Source organism: uncultured Tateyamaria sp., assembly GCF_947503465.1.
GTDB lineage: Bacteria > Pseudomonadota > Alphaproteobacteria > Rhodobacterales > Rhodobacteraceae > Tateyamaria.
Genome location: NZ_CANNDN010000002.1, coordinates 299,816 through 317,585, shown reverse-complemented (window position 1 = coordinate 317,585; position 17,770 = coordinate 299,816). Strand labels below are relative to the sequence as shown.

18 protein-coding genes are annotated in these 17,770 nt (G+C 64.2%); 13 read left to right on the top strand and 5 right to left on the bottom strand.

The window, feature by feature from the left end; all coding sequences use genetic code 11:
* The first annotated feature begins 114 nt into the window (after nucleotides 1-114).
* Genes Q0844_RS14165 through Q0844_RS14155 form a run of 3 tightly spaced genes read left to right on the top strand, consistent with a single transcriptional unit; the run spans nucleotide 115 to nucleotide 2,382 of the window.
* Complete coding sequence (locus Q0844_RS14165) at nucleotides 115-543, top strand: PaaI family thioesterase (protein WP_299045993.1); 429 nt, start codon at nucleotides 115-117, stop codon at nucleotides 541-543.
* The gene (locus Q0844_RS14160) at nucleotides 540-1,040 is read left to right on the top strand and encodes a PaaI family thioesterase (RefSeq protein WP_299045990.1); all 501 of its coding nucleotides are present in this window, start codon (nucleotides 540-542) and stop codon (nucleotides 1,038-1,040) included. Before Q0844_RS14165 ends, Q0844_RS14160 begins: the two co-directional genes overlap by 4 nt.
* A gap of 1 nt (nucleotide 1,041) precedes the next feature.
* A complete protein-coding gene (locus Q0844_RS14155; RefSeq protein WP_299045988.1) occupies nucleotides 1,042-2,382 on the top strand; it encodes an MATE family efflux transporter in 1,341 nt (446 codons plus the stop codon).
* A 55-nt stretch (nucleotides 2,383-2,437) separates the two neighbouring features.
* On the opposite strand, the gene Q0844_RS14150 is transcribed toward Q0844_RS14155, so the two are convergent.
* The 3 genes from Q0844_RS14150 to Q0844_RS14140 are packed head-to-tail and all read right to left on the bottom strand — an operon-like array spanning nucleotide 2,438 to nucleotide 4,250.
* Nucleotides 2,438-3,481, bottom strand: coding sequence for a quinone-dependent dihydroorotate dehydrogenase (locus Q0844_RS14150; RefSeq protein WP_299045986.1), 1,044 nt, complete (start codon nucleotides 3,479-3,481; stop codon nucleotides 2,438-2,440).
* Nucleotides 3,478-3,906, bottom strand: a complete 429-nt coding sequence (locus Q0844_RS14145) for a DUF1330 domain-containing protein (protein ID WP_299045983.1) — start codon at nucleotides 3,904-3,906, stop codon at nucleotides 3,478-3,480. Before Q0844_RS14145 ends, Q0844_RS14150 begins: the two co-directional genes overlap by 4 nt.
* Nucleotides 3,903-4,250 carry a DUF952 domain-containing protein gene (locus Q0844_RS14140; protein WP_299045979.1) on the bottom strand — a complete coding sequence of 116 codons (348 nt, stop codon included), beginning with the start codon at nucleotides 4,248-4,250 and terminating at the stop codon, nucleotides 3,903-3,905. Before Q0844_RS14140 ends, Q0844_RS14145 begins: the two co-directional genes overlap by 4 nt.
* A 141-nt stretch (nucleotides 4,251-4,391) precedes the next feature.
* On the opposite strand from Q0844_RS14140, the gene Q0844_RS14135 reads away from it, so the two are divergent.
* Both Q0844_RS14135 and Q0844_RS14130 read left to right on the top strand, forming a co-directional pair.
* On the top strand, nucleotides 4,392-5,951 hold the full coding sequence (locus Q0844_RS14135; RefSeq protein WP_299045977.1) for a 5'-nucleotidase C-terminal domain-containing protein: 1,560 nt from the start codon (nucleotides 4,392-4,394) through the stop codon (nucleotides 5,949-5,951).
* 163 nt (nucleotides 5,952-6,114) lie between these two features.
* On the top strand, nucleotides 6,115-6,786 hold the full coding sequence (locus tag Q0844_RS14130) for an SOS response-associated peptidase (RefSeq protein WP_299045974.1): 672 nt from the start codon (nucleotides 6,115-6,117) through the stop codon (nucleotides 6,784-6,786).
* Here the strand turns inward: Q0844_RS14130 and Q0844_RS14125 are convergent.
* Nucleotides 6,783-7,133, bottom strand: coding sequence for a hypothetical protein (locus Q0844_RS14125; protein ID WP_299045971.1), 351 nt, complete (start codon nucleotides 7,131-7,133; stop codon nucleotides 6,783-6,785). The genes Q0844_RS14130 and Q0844_RS14125 overlap by 4 nt on opposite strands.
* 206 nt (nucleotides 7,134-7,339) lie before the next feature.
* On the opposite strand from Q0844_RS14125, the gene Q0844_RS14120 reads away from it, so the two are divergent.
* Nucleotides 7,340-8,563: an acyl-CoA dehydrogenase gene (locus tag Q0844_RS14120; protein ID WP_299045968.1), complete on the top strand. Its 1,224-nt coding sequence runs from the start codon at nucleotides 7,340-7,342 to the stop codon at nucleotides 8,561-8,563.
* A gap of 41 nt (nucleotides 8,564-8,604) precedes the next feature.
* On the opposite strand, the gene Q0844_RS14115 is transcribed toward Q0844_RS14120, so the two are convergent.
* Nucleotides 8,605-9,591 (bottom strand): ester cyclase, encoded by a 987-nt coding sequence (locus Q0844_RS14115; protein WP_299045966.1) that lies wholly within the window; start codon nucleotides 9,589-9,591, stop codon nucleotides 8,605-8,607.
* 104 nt (nucleotides 9,592-9,695) lie between these two features.
* Between Q0844_RS14115 and Q0844_RS14110 the strand changes: the two genes are divergently transcribed.
* The 7 genes from Q0844_RS14110 (at nucleotide 9,696) to hisD (ending at nucleotide 17,767) form a co-directional block, all read left to right on the top strand.
* The gene (locus Q0844_RS14110) at nucleotides 9,696-10,742 is read left to right on the top strand and encodes an ABC transporter ATP-binding protein (protein WP_299045965.1); all 1,047 of its coding nucleotides are present in this window, start codon (nucleotides 9,696-9,698) and stop codon (nucleotides 10,740-10,742) included.
* 96 nt (nucleotides 10,743-10,838) lie between these two features.
* Entirely contained in the window at nucleotides 10,839-12,059 is a 1,221-nt protein-coding gene (locus tag Q0844_RS14105; RefSeq protein ID WP_299045963.1) for an extracellular solute-binding protein, read from the top strand.
* Nucleotides 12,060-12,112: 53 nt separating this feature from the next.
* The gene (locus Q0844_RS14100) at nucleotides 12,113-13,618 is read left to right on the top strand and encodes a GMC family oxidoreductase N-terminal domain-containing protein (protein WP_299045961.1); all 1,506 of its coding nucleotides are present in this window, start codon (nucleotides 12,113-12,115) and stop codon (nucleotides 13,616-13,618) included.
* Complete coding sequence (locus Q0844_RS14095) at nucleotides 13,615-14,643, top strand: sugar ABC transporter permease (protein WP_299045958.1); 1,029 nt, start codon at nucleotides 13,615-13,617, stop codon at nucleotides 14,641-14,643. Before Q0844_RS14100 ends, Q0844_RS14095 begins: the two co-directional genes overlap by 4 nt.
* Nucleotides 14,644-14,670: 27 nt before the next feature.
* A complete protein-coding gene (locus Q0844_RS14090; RefSeq protein ID WP_299045957.1) occupies nucleotides 14,671-15,822 on the top strand; it encodes a carbohydrate ABC transporter permease in 1,152 nt (383 codons plus the stop codon).
* Between the two features lie 76 nt (nucleotides 15,823-15,898).
* On the top strand, nucleotides 15,899-16,429 hold the full coding sequence (locus Q0844_RS14085; RefSeq protein ID WP_299045955.1) for an ester cyclase: 531 nt from the start codon (nucleotides 15,899-15,901) through the stop codon (nucleotides 16,427-16,429).
* A gap of 9 nt (nucleotides 16,430-16,438) precedes the next feature.
* Complete coding sequence (gene hisD, locus Q0844_RS14080; RefSeq protein ID WP_299045953.1) at nucleotides 16,439-17,767, top strand: histidinol dehydrogenase; 1,329 nt, start codon at nucleotides 16,439-16,441, stop codon at nucleotides 17,765-17,767.
* Nucleotides 17,768-17,770 lie beyond the last annotated feature (3 nt).

Below are 17,770 nucleotides of genomic sequence, written 5' to 3'. Positions count from 1 at the left end.
GTCTCCATCCCTGGCCTCCCAGCCTACGGTGCGGGCGCGTGCCGCGCAACAGGTCCTTGCCCGCGCGGACAACAGGACCCATAAGTTGGACCTCAGACCGCGCGACGAGGCCCCATGTCAGACCCCGACAAACTGAAGCTTGCCAGACAATTCATCGAAGCTATTCCACATTCCCGCGACCTTGGCATGGTCCTGAGCGAGATGGGGGACGGGGTTGCCGAGATCACGATGCCCTATGATCCGCGCCTGATCGGGGACCCCGAGACAGGGGTGATCAGCGGCGGGGCCGTGTCTGCGCTGATGGACACCTGCTGCGGGGCTGCCGTGATGAGCCACCCCAAGAACCTGGCGGGCACCGCGACGCTGGACCTGCGCATCGACTACATGCGGGCGGCCACCCCCGGCCAGGCGATCACCACGCGTGCCACGTGCTACCATGTGACCCGTTCGGTGGCGTTTGTGCGTGCCACCGCCTGCGACGATGACGGCGACAATCCGGTGGCCACGGCGACAGGTGCCTTTACCGTGGAGGGCGGGACATGAAAAAGCCGGAGCCTGTTCAGATCGTCAAGCAACGGCGCGATGCGGCGCTGCGCGCGCTGGTCGATGGCATTCCCTATATCCAGTACCTGGGCATGACCTTTGACCGGCGCGGGGACGAATTGACCGGCGTGCTGCCCTTCGACGAGAAGCTGATCGGCAATCCGCTGCTGCCGGCGCTGCATGGTGGCGTGACGGCGGCCTTTCTTGAGGTGACGGCCGTGATGACCCTGACCTGGGCAACGCTGTGGGACGACATTGAAAAGGGCGCGCTGGATTTCGACCCCGGGTCGGAAACGCGGGTGCCACGGGTGCCCAAGACGGTCGACTTTTCCGTGGATTACCTGCGGTCGGGCCTGCCGCGGGACGCCTATGCGCGGGCGCGCATCAACCGGTCGGGGCGGCGCTATGCGTCCGTGCATGTCAAGGGCTGGCAAGACAATCGCGACCGCCTGTTTGCGCAGGGAACGGGGCATTTCGTGATGCCGCAGCGTCGGTAGCGTGGAGGTCGCAGACCCCAAGGCCCCGCCTGCGCCACTCACCCACAAGCGGGTGCTGAAGATCGCGCTGCCCATCGTGCTGTCCAACGCCACGGTGCCCATTCTGGGCGCGGTCGATGTGGGCGTCGTGGGGCAGATGGGCGAGGCGGCCCCCATCGGCGCCGTCGCCATGGGCGCGATCATTCTGACAACCCTGTACTGGATCTTTGGCTTTTTGCGCATGGGAACCGTCAGCCTGGTCGGGCAGGCGGCGGGGGCGGGGGATGACAACGAGGTCAGTGCCTGGTTGACCCGCGCGCTGCTGGTGGCCGCCGTCGGTGGCGTTGGTCTGATCGTCTTGCAATTTCCGCTGTTCTGGCTGGCGTTCCAGCTGTCGCCGGCCAGTGCCGAGGTGGAAAGCCTGACGCGCGATTACCTGTTCATCCGTATCTGGACCGCGCCCGCCGCTATTGCCGTCTATGCGCTGACCGGCTGGCTGGTCGCGATGGAGCGTACGGGCGGCGTGTTCTGGGTGCAATTGGTGATGAACGGGGTGAACATCATCCTGAACTTCGTCTTCGTGCTTGGATTTGGCTGGGGTGTGCCGGGTGTCGCCATCGCGACCGTGATCGCCGAAGCGATCGGTGCGGGCCTTGGCCTGTGGTTCTGTCGCGCGGCCTTTGCACGGCCTGCATGGCGCGACTGGCCGCGCGTGCTGCGGCGCGCGCAACTGATCCGCATGGCGCTTCTGAACACCGACATCCTGTTGCGGTCGGCCATGCTGATGATCATCTTTTCCAGCTTCGTGTTCCTCGGCGCGCGCTTTGGCGATGTGACGCTGGCCGCGAACGAGGTGCTGATCCAGTTCATGTACATCACGGCCTATGCCATGGACGGTTTTGCGTTCGCCGCCGAAACACTGATCGCGCGGGCCTATGGCCGCAAGGATCCCGCCCGTGTGCGCCGGTCCGCGGTGATGACATCCATGTGGGGCATGGTGATCTGTGCGTCGACCGCCTTTGCGTTTCTGCTGGTGGGGCCGTGGCTGATCGATGTGATGGCAAAGGATGCAGAGGTGCAGATGGTGGCGCGCGCCTACCTGCCGTGGATGGTGGCCGCGCCGCTGGTGGGCTGTGCCGCGTGGATGTTCGACGGCATCTTTATCGGTGCGGGCCGGGGGCGGGACATGCGCAACATGATGGCGATATCCTTTGCGCTGTATTGGCTGGCGGTGCTGATCCTGCTGCCGCTGATGGGCAATCACGGGCTGTGGGCGGCGCTGCTGGTGTCCTTTCTGGCGCGGGGCGTGACGCTGGGGTTGCGCTATCCGGCACTCGAACGGAGCGCCGGCCAGGACCCTTGAAAGGTCCGGCTGGGGCTCTGCCCCAGACCCCGGGATATTTTTGGCCAGAAGAAGGTCAGAGCCAGTCGCTTGCTTCCGTGCCGACGGCTTCGGTGACGGACTGGAATCCATCCTGTTGCACGTGCACGTCAAGCCCTTCTGCGATGCGGGCGGCGAGGCTGAGGCCGCCGTAGACAAGCCCGGTGTAAAGCTGCACCGCTGACGCGCCCGCCCGGATCTTGGCATAGGCGTCGCGGGCCGTCGCGATGCCACCGACGCCGATGAGAGGAACCTTGGTGAGGCTGTGCAGCTTGGCGAGCACGCGGGTGGATTTTTCAAAGAGCGGCGCGCCCGACAGGCCGCCCTTTTCATGGGCGTGCGGGCTGCGCAGCCCGTCCCGGTCGAGCGTTGTGTTGGTGGCGATGATCGCGGCCACGCGGGCGTCCTCGGCGACCTTGGCGATGTCCGCGAGGTCCTGATCGGTCAGGTCCGGCGCGATCTTGAGAAAGACGGGGACGTTGCCCCGCACCTGCATGACGCCGTCCAGCAGGGCGGCCAGCGCCATGGGCCCTTGCAGATCCCGCAGCTTTTCGGTGTTGGGGCTGGAGACGTTCACGGTGGCGAAGTCGATATGCGGGGCGCAGTGGTGCAGGACGCGCGCGAAGTCCTCGGCCCGGTTGGCGCTGTCCTTGTTGGCGCCCAGGTTCAGGCCCACGGGCACGCCCCCGGGGCGCTTGGCAAGGCGGGCGGCAATCGCGTCCATCCCGTCATTGTTGAAGCCGAAGCGATTGATCGCGGCGGCGTCCTCGGTCAGCCGGAAGAGGCGCGGTTTCGGGTTGCCGGGCTGGGGCAGGGGGGTGGCGGCCCCCACCTCGATCCAGCCGAAACCGGCGCGGCCGAGCGGGGCGATCGCGGTTGCGTTCTTGTCGAACCCGGCCGCCAGGCCCAGCGGGTTGGGCAGGTCCATGCCCGCCAGTGTCATGCGCAAGCGCGGGCTGGTGACCGGGCCGGGCAGGGGGGCGAGCGGCGTGTGCAGCGCCCTGAGCGCGAGCCCGTGGGCCACTTCCGGGTCCAGCTTGCGCAGGGCCCGCGTACCGATCCGTTCCAGCGCCCGTTTCATCCGAACGATGCGCCCTGATCTGCCGGTGTGCAGCGGATGAGCCGCGAGGTTTTGACCGCCGCCTGCCGGTGCACCACGGCCCGCCTATAGTCGGGGTCCGTGACCATGGCCAGAAACGCGCCCGCGGTGGGATAGCGGGCGATGAAAACGGCGTGCCATGCCTCGTCACCGGGGCCGATCAGGACGGTTTCAAAGCCGCCGCGCCAGACGATGCTGCCGCCGACCTTTTGCAGGATGGGGCCGGTTTCCTTGCCATAGAGCCCGTAGGCCTGCGCGCCCGTCAGGCCGTCGCGGGCAAGGTCGTGATCGCCGGGGTAGTTGGCCAGATCATTGAACCGCACCAGGTTCAGCATCTCGATCGGCACGTCGCGGGGCAGGTCCTTGAAGGCGGCAAACTGGTCGGCTGTGGGGTCGATATGTGTCATGTGTCAAACCCTGCGCCCGGCGGGAACCGGTGTATTCCACCTTCCAGCGGAAGCGGCTGTGCCCAGTGCACATCTGCCAGCCGCATCTCGCGATAGAGATGGGGAAATTCTGCCCCGCCGCGCGAGACCTCCCATTTCAGATCAGCGCCAAGCCTGTCCGCATCCACCGCGATCAGGAACAGGTCGTCCTGACCGGCAAAATGCCTGGCCGCGGTTTCGGCCGCCTGCGCGGCGGTGGAGAAGTGGATGTAGCCATCGGCCACATCGATCGGCGCGCCCGGCGTGGTGCCGTTTTCGCGCAAGGCGGCCCATTCGGGCGCCCGGAAAATCTTGTAGATCAGCATGCGGCCGTGATGCCCATTGCCCAAGCGCTGGTCAAGTGCGCGCTGTCACGGATTTGTCGCGCACATTCCGCAACGAACCGCTTTGACTCGGACGGCGGATTGTAGTCACGATACCGCCATAATCAACAAGGGAGACCCGGAATGACACGATTCCTGATGGGCACTGCCGCCCTCGCGCTGAGCGCGGGCATGGCATCGGCCGAATACACGCTGCACATCCTGCACACCAACGACATGCACAGCCGCATTGAATCGATCAACCGCTTTGATTCGACCTGCGACGCCGAAGGCGAGGCCGAGGGCAAATGCTTTGGCGGTGTGGCGCGTGTGAAGACGGCCATCGATGCCAAGAAGGCGTCCCTGGGCAATCAGAACGTCGTGGTGCTGGACGCGGGCGACCCGTTCCAGGGGTCGTTGTTCTACACCACCTACAAGGGCGCGGCCGAGGCCGAGTTCATGGATCAGATGGGCTATGATGCCATGGCCGTGGGCAACCACGAATTCGACGATGGCCCGCCCAAGCTGGCAGAGTTCATCGACGCGGTCAGTTTCCCCGTGATCTCGGGCAACCTGGACCTGTCGTCGTCGGCAGAGTTGAAGGACAAGGTCGAGAACCACGTGGTTCTGGAGGTGGGCGGCAAGAAGATCGGCGTGATCTCTGCCCTGGCGACGGACACGGTTGAAACGTCCAGTCCCGGCCCCGACGTCGTGTTCCAGGACGAGATCGACGCGCTGGCGGCGGATGTCGCAACGCTTGAGGCCGAAGGCGTCGACATCATCATCGCGCTGAACCACGTTGGTCTGAACAAGGATCTTGCCATTGCCGAGGCGGTGCCCGGCATCGACGTGGTGATCGGCGGGCACAGTCACACGCTGATGACCAATGGCGATGATGAGACACCGGCCTACCCGACCATGGTGGGCGACACGCCGGTGGCGCAGGCCTATGCCTATACCAAGTATCTGGGCCACCTGACCGTGACCTTTGACGATGACGGCAACGTGACGGCGGCGTCGGGCGATCCGATGCTGCTGGATGCGTCGGTTGAACCGAACGCCGCGTTTCTTGAGCGCATCGCCGAAATGGGTGCGCCCATCGAGGAGATGAAGACGCGCGTGGTGGCCGAAGCCGCCGAAGCCATCGAAGGCGGGCGCGACACCTGCCGGGCGCAGGAATGCCCCATGGGCTCGCTCATTGCCGACGCGATGCTGGACCGGGTGAAGGATCAGGGCATCGAGATCGCGATCCAGAACGGCGGGGGCATCCGTGCCTCCATCGATGCGGGTGAAATCACCATGGGCGAGGTGCTGACCGTGCTGCCGTTCCAGAACACGCTGTCGACCTTCCAGGTGTCGGGGGCGGCCATCGTGGCGGCGCTTGAGAACGGCGTGGGCCAGATCGAGGATGGCGCGGGCCGGTTCCCGCAGGTGGCCGGCATGAGCTATGCCTTTGACAAGGCCAAGCCGGCCGGTGCGCGGGTCAGCGACGTCATGGTGGGCGGTGCGCCCATCGAGATGGACAAGATCTATGGCGTGGTCAGCAACAACTATGTCCGCAATGGCGGCGACGGCTATGCCATGTTCGTGGATGCGGCCAATGCCTATGACTTCGGTCCCGACCTGGCGGACGTGACGGCCGAGTACCTGGCCGAACAGGGGCCGTTCACGCCCTATACCGACGGTCGTATCACGGCGAAGTAAACGGCGGCGCAGACCGTCTGCGCGCTATGCTGTCGAAAAGGCGGGGCCGTGGCCTCGCCTTTTTTTCTTGGGGTCGGGCGGGCGCGCAAGGTGCGCGCGAACGATCCTTGCCGGATCAAGATCCGCCTTACGATTTGTCTTTTGCTGCGTTAACCATGCGGGCATGTGTGGACGTTTTGCCGTGACCCTGCCCCAGGACGCGATGGCGCAATTGTTCGCGGCCGTGCCCGCGAATGACCTGCCGGATGTACCCAACTACAACGTCTGTCCCACTGATGCCGTTCATGTCGTGCGCAGTCAGGACGGGCAGCGCCGCCTTGCGCCCATGCGCTGGGGGTTCATCCCGCACTGGTACAAGACGCCGAATGACGGGCCGCTTCTGATCAACGCGCGGGCCGAGACGATTGCCGAAAAGCCGGCCTTTCGCGCGGCCTGCCGGGAACGGCGGGCCGTGATCCTGGCCACAGGGTTTTATGAATGGACGCGCGACGGGGATACGCGGCTGCCCTGGTACATCACCCGCTCGGATGGCGCGCCGCTGGCCTTTGCCGCCGTGTGGCAGGACTGGATGCTGAAAGGTGCGGAGGATCCGCCCATGCGGACCGCCGCCATCGTCACCACAGGGGCCAATGCGCCGATGTCCGCCATCCATCACCGCATGCCGGTGATCCTGGAGCGGGACGATATCGGCCTGTGGCTGGGCGAACAGGGCAAGGGGGCCGCCACGCTGATGCGGGCCGCCCCCGATGATGCGCTGTGCTGGCACCGTGTCGACACGGCGGTCAATTCCAACCGGGCCGCGGGGCCCGGCCTGATCGACCCGATCGCGGGTTAGTCGAGCGGCGCGTCCGCAAAGCTGATGTTGCCCTGCACGAGGTAGGAGCCGTCCTCTTCCGACAGGTTGTCGGCATCGTAGAATGTCGTTTGAACGGTTTCGTCCACGACCATCGTCACGGATGCCTGATCGGAGATCGGACCCAGGGCCCAGCTGCCGTGTTTGGAGATGATGTTGTGTTCGGTTCCGGTCAGGTTGGTGAACCTCACCGTGTCGCCTTCATCCAGGTAGAGGATGGAGGGGAAATAGGCGTCGGGCAGGATCAGAATCTCGTGTTCAGCCGCCGAGACAGCAGTGGCCGCCGTCAGCGTCGCCAGAACGGCCCCAAATTGCATTGCGCGCTTCATGCCAGCACTCCTTTTGCTTCGGCCCCACCCGAAAGACAGAATCGTATATGCTGTCTATGCGCGCCGATTGCGGCTGAAATGAGGCATGGACCGGGCCGGGTTGTGGCGCATTGTTTGGATGTCGCATGGTCACCGGCGGCGTCGGACATTAAGTACATAAGCAAGCCGTGCCGCTTGGGCATGCAGGAAGACAGGTGGAGGACCGCATGAACGTCGAGACAAAGATCCTGAAGGCCAAGGACGCGCCGGACCTTGGGTCCTTTGACTGGTCCGACCCGTTGCGCCTGTCGGACCAGCTGAATGAGGACGAACGGATGATCCAGGCCTCGGCGCAGGCCTATGCCCATGAAAAGCTGGCGCCGCGCGTTGTCAGCGCCTTTGCGGAGGAGGCCACCGACCCCGACATCTTCCGCGAGATGGGAGAGATGGGCCTCTTGGGCGTGACGCTGCCGGAAGACTACGGCGGTCTGGGCGGCTCTTATGTGTCCTACGGTCTGGTCGCCCGCGAGGTCGAGCGCATCGACAGCGGGTACCGGTCGATGATGTCGGTGCAGTCGTCCCTCGTGATCTATCCGATCTATGCCTACGGGTCGGAAGAGCAGCGGCAGAAATACCTGCCCAAACTCGCCTCGGGCGCGTGGATCGGGTGTTTTGGCCTGACCGAACCCGACGCGGGCAGCGACCCGGCGGGCATGAAGACAACCGCGCGCAAGACGGACAGCGGCTATGTGCTGAACGGATCGAAGATGTGGATTTCGAACGCGCCTATCGCGGATGTGTTCGTGATCTGGGCCAAGTCGGACGCCCATGGTGGCAAGATCCGGGGCTTTGTCCTGGAAAAGGGCATGGCGGGGCTGTCTGCGCCGAAGATCGAGAACAAGCTGTCGCTGCGCGCCTCCATCACGGGCGAGATCGTGATGGACGGGGTCGAGGTGGGCGAGGATGCGCTGTTGCCGGATGTGCAGGGGTTGAAAGGGCCGTTCGGCTGTCTGAACCGCGCGCGCTATGGCATTTCCTGGGGGGCGATGGGGGCGGCCGAGTTCTGCTGGCACGCCGCGCGTCAATACGGGCTGGACCGCAAGCAGTTCGGCAAGCCGCTGGCGCAGACGCAGCTGTTCCAGAAGAAGCTGGCGGACATGCAGACCGAGATCACGCTGGGCCTGCAGGCCTCCTTGCAGGTCGGGCGGCTGATGGATGCGGCACAGGCCGCGCCCGAGATGATTTCCATCGTGAAACGCAACAATTGCGGCAAGGCGCTGGAGATCGCGCGGGCGGCGCGCGACATGCATGGCGGCAACGGGATTTCGGGTGAGTTTCAGGTCATGCGCCATATGGTCAACCTGGAGACGGTCAACACCTATGAGGGGACGCATGACGTGCATGCGTTGATCCTGGGCCGCGCTCAGACCGGATTGCAGGCGTTTTTCTGAGCGCCGGACTGGGGGCCAGCCCCCAGACCCCCGGGATATTTCTAGCCAGAAGAAGGGGGCAGGGCGTTTGATCGTGCGATGAGGTCGACGCCCATTTGCCGAAACAGGTCCATGTAATCAAGCATCACCCAGTTTTCGGCGATCTGACCGTCGGCGCAGCGATAGAAGTCCATCACGCGCAGCGTCAGGTCCCTGCCTGTTGCGGCGACGCCCAGATAGGGGCCGCGATGTGTCATTGTCATCGACGGCCAGCCCGAGATGGCGGCGTAGTTGCCCATGCCGATGCGGGCATAGTGGTTGCCGCCCTTGCGGTCGGGAAAGGCGGCAAGGAACGGTGCGCGGTGGTCTTTGACAAACCCGTCCCAGCGGTAATTCGATCCGATCCCGCCCGGCCCGTACCACAGCATGTCATCTGCCCAGTATCCGTCCCGGCCCGTCTGCCCTTTGGAGGCGCCGGTTTCGGGGTCGTAGACATGCAGGTCGCCCAGCATGGATTCAATTAAATCAAGGCTTTGCGTGCCGTTGCCCATGGGCAATATCCCGTCATGGGTGGCGGGACCGGGAAACAGCATCTCGGTCCCCAGGCGCCCGCCGAACGGATCGCGCCCGGCCTGGCGCATCAGGTCCGGCAGGTCGAGGATGATCCGTGCCTCGATGATCGTGTCGCCATCGACCCGGTAGAATTCACCCGCGCGCAGGAAGGCGAGGCGATTCGATGGGGTGAGGCCCCATAATGGCGCGGAAAAGGTGCCGACATAGTGGGTGAAGGACGCGATCCAGGTGCCGCCCACCGCGCGGCGGTTTTGACCGGAGATGAAAATTTCATCGCGGCGCCGCGCGTGCCGCAGTGCAGCGCGAACCGGGGCATAGACATCGGCCCAGGCGTCTTGCGGCGTGTTCACCGGATGCGAGAAAAAGAAAGCGCAATCAGGTGCAAAACAGGTTCTGAACGCCTGCTGCGCTGCGGCATCCTCGGCGGCCCAAATGGCGTGCAACCCCTGTCGCACTGCGGAGATATCTGATGTCATGTGACCTGTGCCCGGTTGATTTTGCACACGTGTGCAAAAAAGAGTTGCCAAGTCGCGGGGCGGATGTCTAGCCTTATTCATCAACCTATCGGACGGGGGGTCCCATGGCAGAGATTCAGCTGCGCAACATCAACAAGCGTTGGGGGTCCTTTGTGGGGGTCGACAATTTCGACCTGACCATCGCGGATGAAGAGTTCCTGGTGCTGCTGGGCCCGTCGGGCTGTGGCAAGACCACCACGATGCGGATGATCGCAGGCCTGGAAGACGCCACCGAAGGGGACATTGTCATCGACGGCAAGCGCGTCAACGATCTGGACCCCAAGGACCGCGATGTGGCGATGGTGTTCCAGTCCTATGGTCTGTACCCGCACCTGAATGTCTACGAGAACATCCGCTTTCCGCTGAAGGTGCGCAAGGTTGACCCGGCCACCCATGACGAGAAGGTGCGCCGCGCCAGCGCCATGGTCGAGCTGGATGATTTCCTGCATCGCAAGCCTGCCGAACTGTCGGGGGGGCAGCGCCAGCGCGTGGCCCTGGCCCGCGCTATCGTGCGCGAGCCCAACGTGTTTCTGATGGACGAGCCGCTGTCGAACCTGGATGCCAAGCTGCGGGTGTCGACGCGGGCGCAGATCAAGAACCTCAGCCACGAATTGAAGGTCACCACCGTCTATGTGACCCATGACCAGATCGAGGCCATGACGCTGGCCGACCGCGTGGTGGTGATGAAGCAGGGCAAGGTGCAGCAGGTCGGCACGCCGACCGAAATCTATGACCGGCCCGCCAACACCTTCGTGGCCAGCTTCATCGGCTCTCCGGCGATGAACCTGATGGAGGGCACGATGGCCGGCGGTACCTTTACCGGTGTCAATGTGTCGATCAGCGGCCTGACCGCCCCTGACGGCCCGACGACCCTGGGGTTTCGCGCCGAAGACGCCGCCCTGGCCGACACGGGCGGCCAGATCACGGCCCCCATCTACACCATCGAGCTTTTGGGCGATGCCACCATGCTGACCGTGCGCGCGGGCGGGCAACTGGTGTCGATCAAGGCGCACAAGGAGTTTCGGGCCGAGATTGGCGACAGCGTGTCGTTTTCGGTCCCGGCGGGCATCTGCCACGCCTTCGATTCCGAGTCAGGCGAACGTCTCGCCTGAGGGAAGCCGGCGGTCCGGGGGCACCCGGATTGCCCAAATCAGGCCGGTGCAGACTTGCAAGATGCACTGGCGCAAAACGCAACAGGGAGTTTGCATATGTATTTGAAGAAACTGGCACTTGCGGGCGCGATCTCGCTTTTGGGGACCACGGCCTTTGCCGCGTGTTCCTATGAAAATGACGTGCCGCTGAAGTCGCTGTCTGCCGGGTTTGAAGCCTGGAAAGCGGTGACGGATGCCATGGCCGAGTGCGGCAATTTCCAGGCCGAACTGGATCAGGAATTCCGCACCAAGCAACCTGCGGCATTCGAAGCCAACCCGTCGCTGTACCATATCGGCGGCGTGTCGAACGGGACCATCACCCCGCTGCTGAACGCGGGCACCATCCGTCCGCTGGACGATCTGGTCGCGAAATATGGTGAGAACCTGTCGCCCAACCAGCTGATCCGCGTGGATGGCAAGATCATGGCCGTCGCCATGATGGTGAACACCCAGCACCTGATGTACCGCGAGGATATCTTCAGCGATCTGGGCATCGACACGCCCACCACGTGGACCGAAGTGTTTGCCGCGGCCGAGAAGATCGAAGCCGCCGGTGTCGTGGACCACGCCATTGGTGCCACCATGAAATCCGGCTGGAACCTGGCCCAGGAATTCGTGAACATGTACCCCGGCTTTGGTGGCGCGTTCTTCAATGACGACAACACCACCGCCGTGAATTCCGACGCCGGGATGAAGGCGCTGGAGACCATGAAGGCCACGCTTGAGTTCACCGATCCCGAAGTGCTGGTCAGTGACAGCACCTATGTGCAGCAGCAGTTCCAGCAGGGCAAGATCGCCATGGCGAACCTGTGGGCGAGCCGCGCCGGTGCGATGAATGACGAGGCAGAAAGCCAGGTCGTGGGCAAGGTCAAGATGGCCGCGGCCCCCGTGGCGATGGATGGCGGCGCGCCTGCCACCACGCTGTGGTGGGACGGTATCGTGATCGCCGCCAACATCACGGACGAGGAAGCCGATGCGGCGTTCCGTCTGGCGATGGAAGGGTTGGACAGCGACATGGTCACCGCCAACAACGAAGCGGCCATCTGGCTTGTGAACGGGTATGAGCCCGGCCCGCTGGCCGAAGGTGCGATTGCAACCGCAACGGCGAACCCGGCCCCGCCTGCATACCCGTCGACCACGCAGATGGGTCTGCTGCACACCGCGCTGGGCAACGAGCTGCCTGCCTTCCTGACGGGCGAGCGTGACGCGGAAGCAACGCTTGTTGCCGTGACCGAGGCCTACACGACCTCGGCCAAGGAAGCCGGCGTGCTGGAGTAAGCAAAATCGGCTGGCCGGGGGTGTCCCTGGCCAGCCGCTTTCGAGGGGGACAGATGACACGGGACTACGATCATATCGTTGTGGGCGGTGGCTCTGCTGGATGCGCGGTGGCAGCGCGTCTTGCCGAACGACCAAATGCAAGGGTCTGCGTGATCGAAGCGGGCCCATCGGATCGCGACATTCGGGTGAAGGTGCCCTTTGGTCTGGTGAACCTGATGCGGTCGGATGTCCGCAACTGGAAGCGCGAGACAGTGCCCATGGCCGCCGCCGGGGACCGTCGCGTTTCCGTGCCGCGCGGGCGTATGCTGGGTGGATCGGGGTCGATCAACTCCATGGTCTGGTTTCGCGGGACGCGTGCCGATTTCGACGCCTGGGGCCTGCCCGGTTGGGACAGCGACACGGTCTGGCGCGCCTTCGAGGCGGTGGAAGCGCGGATGACCCCCGCGCGGTTGCCGCATCCGCATCCCCTGTCCGACGCATTCGGCCGCGTGTTTCCCGCCAATGATCCACAGGCGCCGCCCACACCCGAACGCCAGAGCGCGGGCGTCTTTCACACCAACATGCGCAACGGCGCGCGCTGGTCTGCGGCGGACGGCTTCCTGCGACCCTCCGGGGCCGATGTCGTCACGGATGCGGAAGTGGATCACCTGACCTTTGACGGGGACCGCGTCACCGGTGTGGTGCTGCGTGACGGGCGGGCCCTGCAAGCGCGTGCGGGCGTGGTGCTGTCCGCAGGCAGCATTGAAAGCCCGATGATCCTGATGCGCTCGGGCATTGGTCCGGGTGCGGACCTGACACGCAACGGCATTGACGTGCGTATCGATGCGCCGGGTGTCGGCGCAAACCTGCATGATCACCCGGGCTTTGGCCTGCATTTCAAAGGGCGCGGGTCCGGCTATGGCCTGACGCTGGGCCAGCTGCCCGCGTGGGCCCTGTCGCCGCTGCAATGGCTGCTGACCCGCACGGGCCGTCTGACATCGAACACGGTCGAGGCGGGCGCCTTCTACAGCGTGACCGACAGCGCCGTGCCCGACATCCAGACCCATTTCCTGCCCTTCCTGATGGGCTGGCAGGGCCGGGCGATCATCTGGGGATCGGGGTATTTCGCGGATGTGTGCCTGTGCCAACCGCGGTCGCGCGGCCGTCTGGCGATGGGCAGGGACAGGTACAAACCGCTTATCGATCTGAACCTTTTTGGCGATGCGTGGGACCTGGACATGATGGTCAAGGGGGTCGAACGCCTGCGCCAAGTGTTGGATACGGCGCCGTTTGGCGCGCGCCGCGCCCCGGAAGGGTTCCCCGGCAAGGCCGTGACTGGTGACGCGTTGCGCGAGGCGATCCGCACGCGCGCGGGCACGGCCTATCATCCCGTTGGCACCGTGGCCCTGGGCGGCCCGCTTGATGCGCACGGGGCCGTCAGGGGGATCGGGAACCTGTGGGTTGCGGACGCATCGGTCATGCCGCGCATCACATCCGCCAACACCAATGCCCCGTCCATGATGATCGGGTGGCAAATCGGTGGCCATGTGGCCGCCGCTGCGGAAAGGAAAGCAGCATGAAGTTCAAGACGTTCTTCTGGTTCGTGGCCCCGTCGGTCTTCATGATGCTGCTCTTTATCGCGGCACCGCTGATTTCGGTCTTTATCCAGTCCTTTCAGATCACGCAGCCCGTCATGCAGCAGATCGAGGTCGAGACCTGCACGCCGGGCTTCCTGACTCAGACCTGCGTGACAGAGGTCAAGACGGTTCCCATCATTGACGAGGAAACGGGCAGGACCCAGACCACCACGGAATGGGTGGGCTTTCAAAGCTACCAGAACGTGCTGCAGATGGATAAGTTCTGGGCCGCCATCGGGTCGGGCAATTGGGGCGAGATCCTGCAGATCGACTTCTGGAAGGCGCTGCGCTTCACGCTCATGTTCACGCTGGTGACGCTGCCGTTGGTGGTCGGGGTGGGGTTGATGATCGCGCTGGCCGTGAACAACGCGGCCAAGTCGCTGCGCGGCCCGGTGATCTTCGTGTCGCTTCTGCCCTTTATCATCACGCCCGTGATCGGGTCGCTGTCGATCTACTGGCTGTTCGTGGGCGACGGCATTCTGACCGCCACGCTGGAACGCTGGACGGGTCAGGACATTGCCATGTTCGCGCAGGCCTGGACGATCGAGTTGCTGATGTATTTCTACCGCGTCTGGCACGTGGCGCCCTTTGCCTTCGTGATCTTCTATGCGGGCCTGCAAACGGTGAACATGGACACGCTGGAGAGCGCCATCATCGACGGCGCCAACCGGTTCGAGCGTCTGCGCTATGTGATCGTGCCGCACCTGATGCCGCTGATCATCTTCATCGCGCTGATCCACCTGATGGACTGCTACCGCGTCTTTGACGAGATCATCGGCTTCCGCAGCCAGGCGCATGTCATTTCCCTGCAATGGCTGACCTTCGATTTCCTGACACCGGATGACGCAGGCAACCGGGCCATCAGCCGGGCCGCCGCCAGCGCCATGCTGACCATGGTAGGCATCGTGATCCTGCTGATCCTGCCACTGCGCCGCACCTGGCGCGACCACAAAGGGGGGGCGCATTGATGTCCGTTTTTCCAAAGGAAAACAGCAATGAGTAAAGCCACCGCACAGCCCTTGTCGCTCAAGGTCGCATCGGGCGCGTTCCTTGCCTTCTGGTGCCTGATCGCGGCCTTTCCGATCGTCTGGATCGCCGTGATGAGCGTGAAATCCCCGCGCGACGCCTTTGATGCCAGCGCGTGGAACGTGATCACCGGGCCGGCCACACGGGCCGCCGGCAACGGTCTCAGCTTCCTCGACATCCTGCTGGGGCTGGTCGTGCTCTACCTGGCCATCCGCTGGGCCTTCACCCGACTTCCGGGGCTGGTTCAGCAGTTTTCGCCGCCGGGATGGATCGTGCTGGGCTGGCTGGTGGGGGCGGCGGTCTATGGCCTTCTGTTCGTGCTGATCTTCCTGGGCGCGCTGCCCTACATCTCGGGTGCACTGAACGGCATTGCCGGACCGTTGGGCACCCCGATTCTGGGCCTGACGACGGAACATTACGTGGCGGTCTGGGGCGAAAACCAGTTCTACCGCAACTTCATGAACTCCATGATCGTGACGGCGGGTGTTGTGACGGTGTCGCTGACGGTGGGCACGCTCGCGGGCTACGGGCTGGCCCGCTCGGGCTCGAACCTGGCCTTCTGGCTTCTGATCATCGCGCTTGTCTTCCGCGCCCTGCCGCATTCGGTCCTGGTGGCGGGGTACCTGCCGTGGTTCATCAATTCGGCCGAAATCCTGCGTCCGATCCTGGGCGACCTCAGCCCGACGCTCTATGGCCAGCCCTGGGCGATCATCGCGGTGCTGGTGGCGATCAACCAGCCCTTCACGATCTGGATGCTGCGCTCGTTCTTCCAGAACATCCCGTCCGAACTGGACGAGGCGGCGCGGGTCGACGGCTGTTCGCACTTCCAGGCGTTCCGCCGCGTGATCATGCCGGTCATGTGGCCCGGGGTAATCACGACGGGTCTCTTCAGCTTCCTGTTGGGGTACAACGACTTTCTGGTGACCGCCCTGCTGCTGGATGCGCAGAACCAGACGATGGTTCCGGCCATCGCGGGCTACTTCAACCGTGAAACCACCACGACCGACCAGGTCGAGGCGGTTGCCGCCGCCGTGTCCATCACCGCCCCCCTGTTCCTGCTTGTGATGGTGTTCCAGCGCCAGATCGTGTCGGGCCTCACAGCAGGTGCGGTGAAGGGCTGATGTCTTCTTCTGGCTAGAAATACTTCGGGGTCCGGGGCAGCGCCCCGGTCCTGCGGATCAAACAGAGAGTACGAACATGAGAGGGTCACGACCCGAACAAGCGGTTCTGACCCGCGACACAGACATGACCAAGACCGACGCAACCCGCGCGGTGATCGAAGGTATGGTGGATGGCCTGAATGACCATCGCATCGATGATATCGGCCAGTTCTTTGCCCAGTCCTTTCGCTGGATGGGCAATACGGGCTGTGGCACCAAGACGGGCCTGCAAGAGTTCCAGGACAATTGGCAGCGCCCCTTTCAGGCGGCGTTTGCGGACAAGGTCTGCGTGGACGAGGCGCGGCTGTACATGGGCGAATGGGCCGCGGCCTTTGGGCGGCAGGAGGCCACCCATGCCGGCACGTTCATGGGCATCGCCCCCACCGGCAAACGGATCGAGATCCGGTACATGGATTTCTGGAAAGTGGAAGACGGTCGCATCACCGACAATTACGTGATGGTCGATTTTCCCCACGTGCTCGCCCAGTTGGGGCGGGATGTTTTTGATGGTGAAGGCTGGGAGGCCTTCGATCGCGGCGAGAAGACCCCGCCGCGCCCCGACGCATGAGGTGAGGACATGACGATTGAATACTTGAAGCGTGGCAAACCCGAAGCCGAGCGGGCCGAGGATGACGCCAAGACCCGCGCCATCGTTGAGGCGACGCTGGCGGACATAGAAGAGCGCGGCGATGCCGCCGTGCGCGCGTTGTCGGAGAAGTTCGACAGCTACAGCCCCGACAGCTTCCGCCTGACCCAGGCCGAGATCGACGCGCTGATCGCCGAGCTGACCCCGCGCGAGCTGGAGGACATCAAGTTCGCCCAACAGCAGGTCCGCGACTTCGCGCAGGCACAGCGCGACTCGATGCTGGACATCGAGGTCGAGACGATGCCGGGCGTCATCCTGGGCCACAAGAACATCCCCGTGCAGTCCGTGGGCTGCTACGTGCCGGGGGGCAAGTTCCCCATGGTTGCGTCGGCCCACATGTCCGTCGCCACGGCCAGTGTTGCCGGTGTGCCCCGCATCATCGCCTGCACACCGCCGTGGCAGGGCAAGCCCAATGCCGCCGTGATCGCGGCCATGCATCTGGGCGGTGCGCATGAAATCTATGTCATGGGCGGTATCCAGGCCGTGGGCGCCATGGCCATCGGGACCCAGACGATTGATTCCGTCCACATGCTGGTCGGCCCCGGCAACGCCTTCGTGGCCGAGGCCAAGCGCCAGCTTTTTGGCCGCGTGGGCATCGACCTCTTCGCCGGGCCGACCGAGACGATGGTCATTGTTGACGAGACCGTGGATGCCGAAATGTGCGCCACCGATCTGCTGGGTCAGGCCGAACACGGCTACAATTCACCGGCGGTTCTGCTCACCAACTCCCGCAAGCTGGCCGAAGAGACGATCAACGAGGTGGACAGAATTTTGAAAATTCTGCCCACCGCGGATACCGCCCGCAAAAGCTGGGAGGATTATGGCGAGATCATCTTGTGCGATACCTATGAGGAGATGCTGGAGGTCGCCGATGACGTGGCATCCGAGCATGTGCAGGTGATGACGGATCGCGACGACTGGTTCCTGGAACACATGACCTGCTATGGCGCGCTGTTCCTTGGTCCCCGCACGAACGTGGCCAATGGCGACAAGGTGATCGGCACCAACCACACCCTGCCCACCAGGAAGGCGGGGCGGTATACGGGTGGGCTGTGGGTCGGCAAGTACCTCAAGACGCACAGCTATCAAAAGGTCACCACGGACGAGGCGGCAGCCGAGATCGGGGCCTATGGTTCGCGGCTGTGTATGCTCGAAGGGTTCGTGGGCCATGCCGAGCAGTGCAATCTGCGAGTCCGCCGCTACGGCGGGGTGAACGTGCCCTATGGCGAGGGGGCCCCTGCGCGCGACGCAGCGGAGTAGACC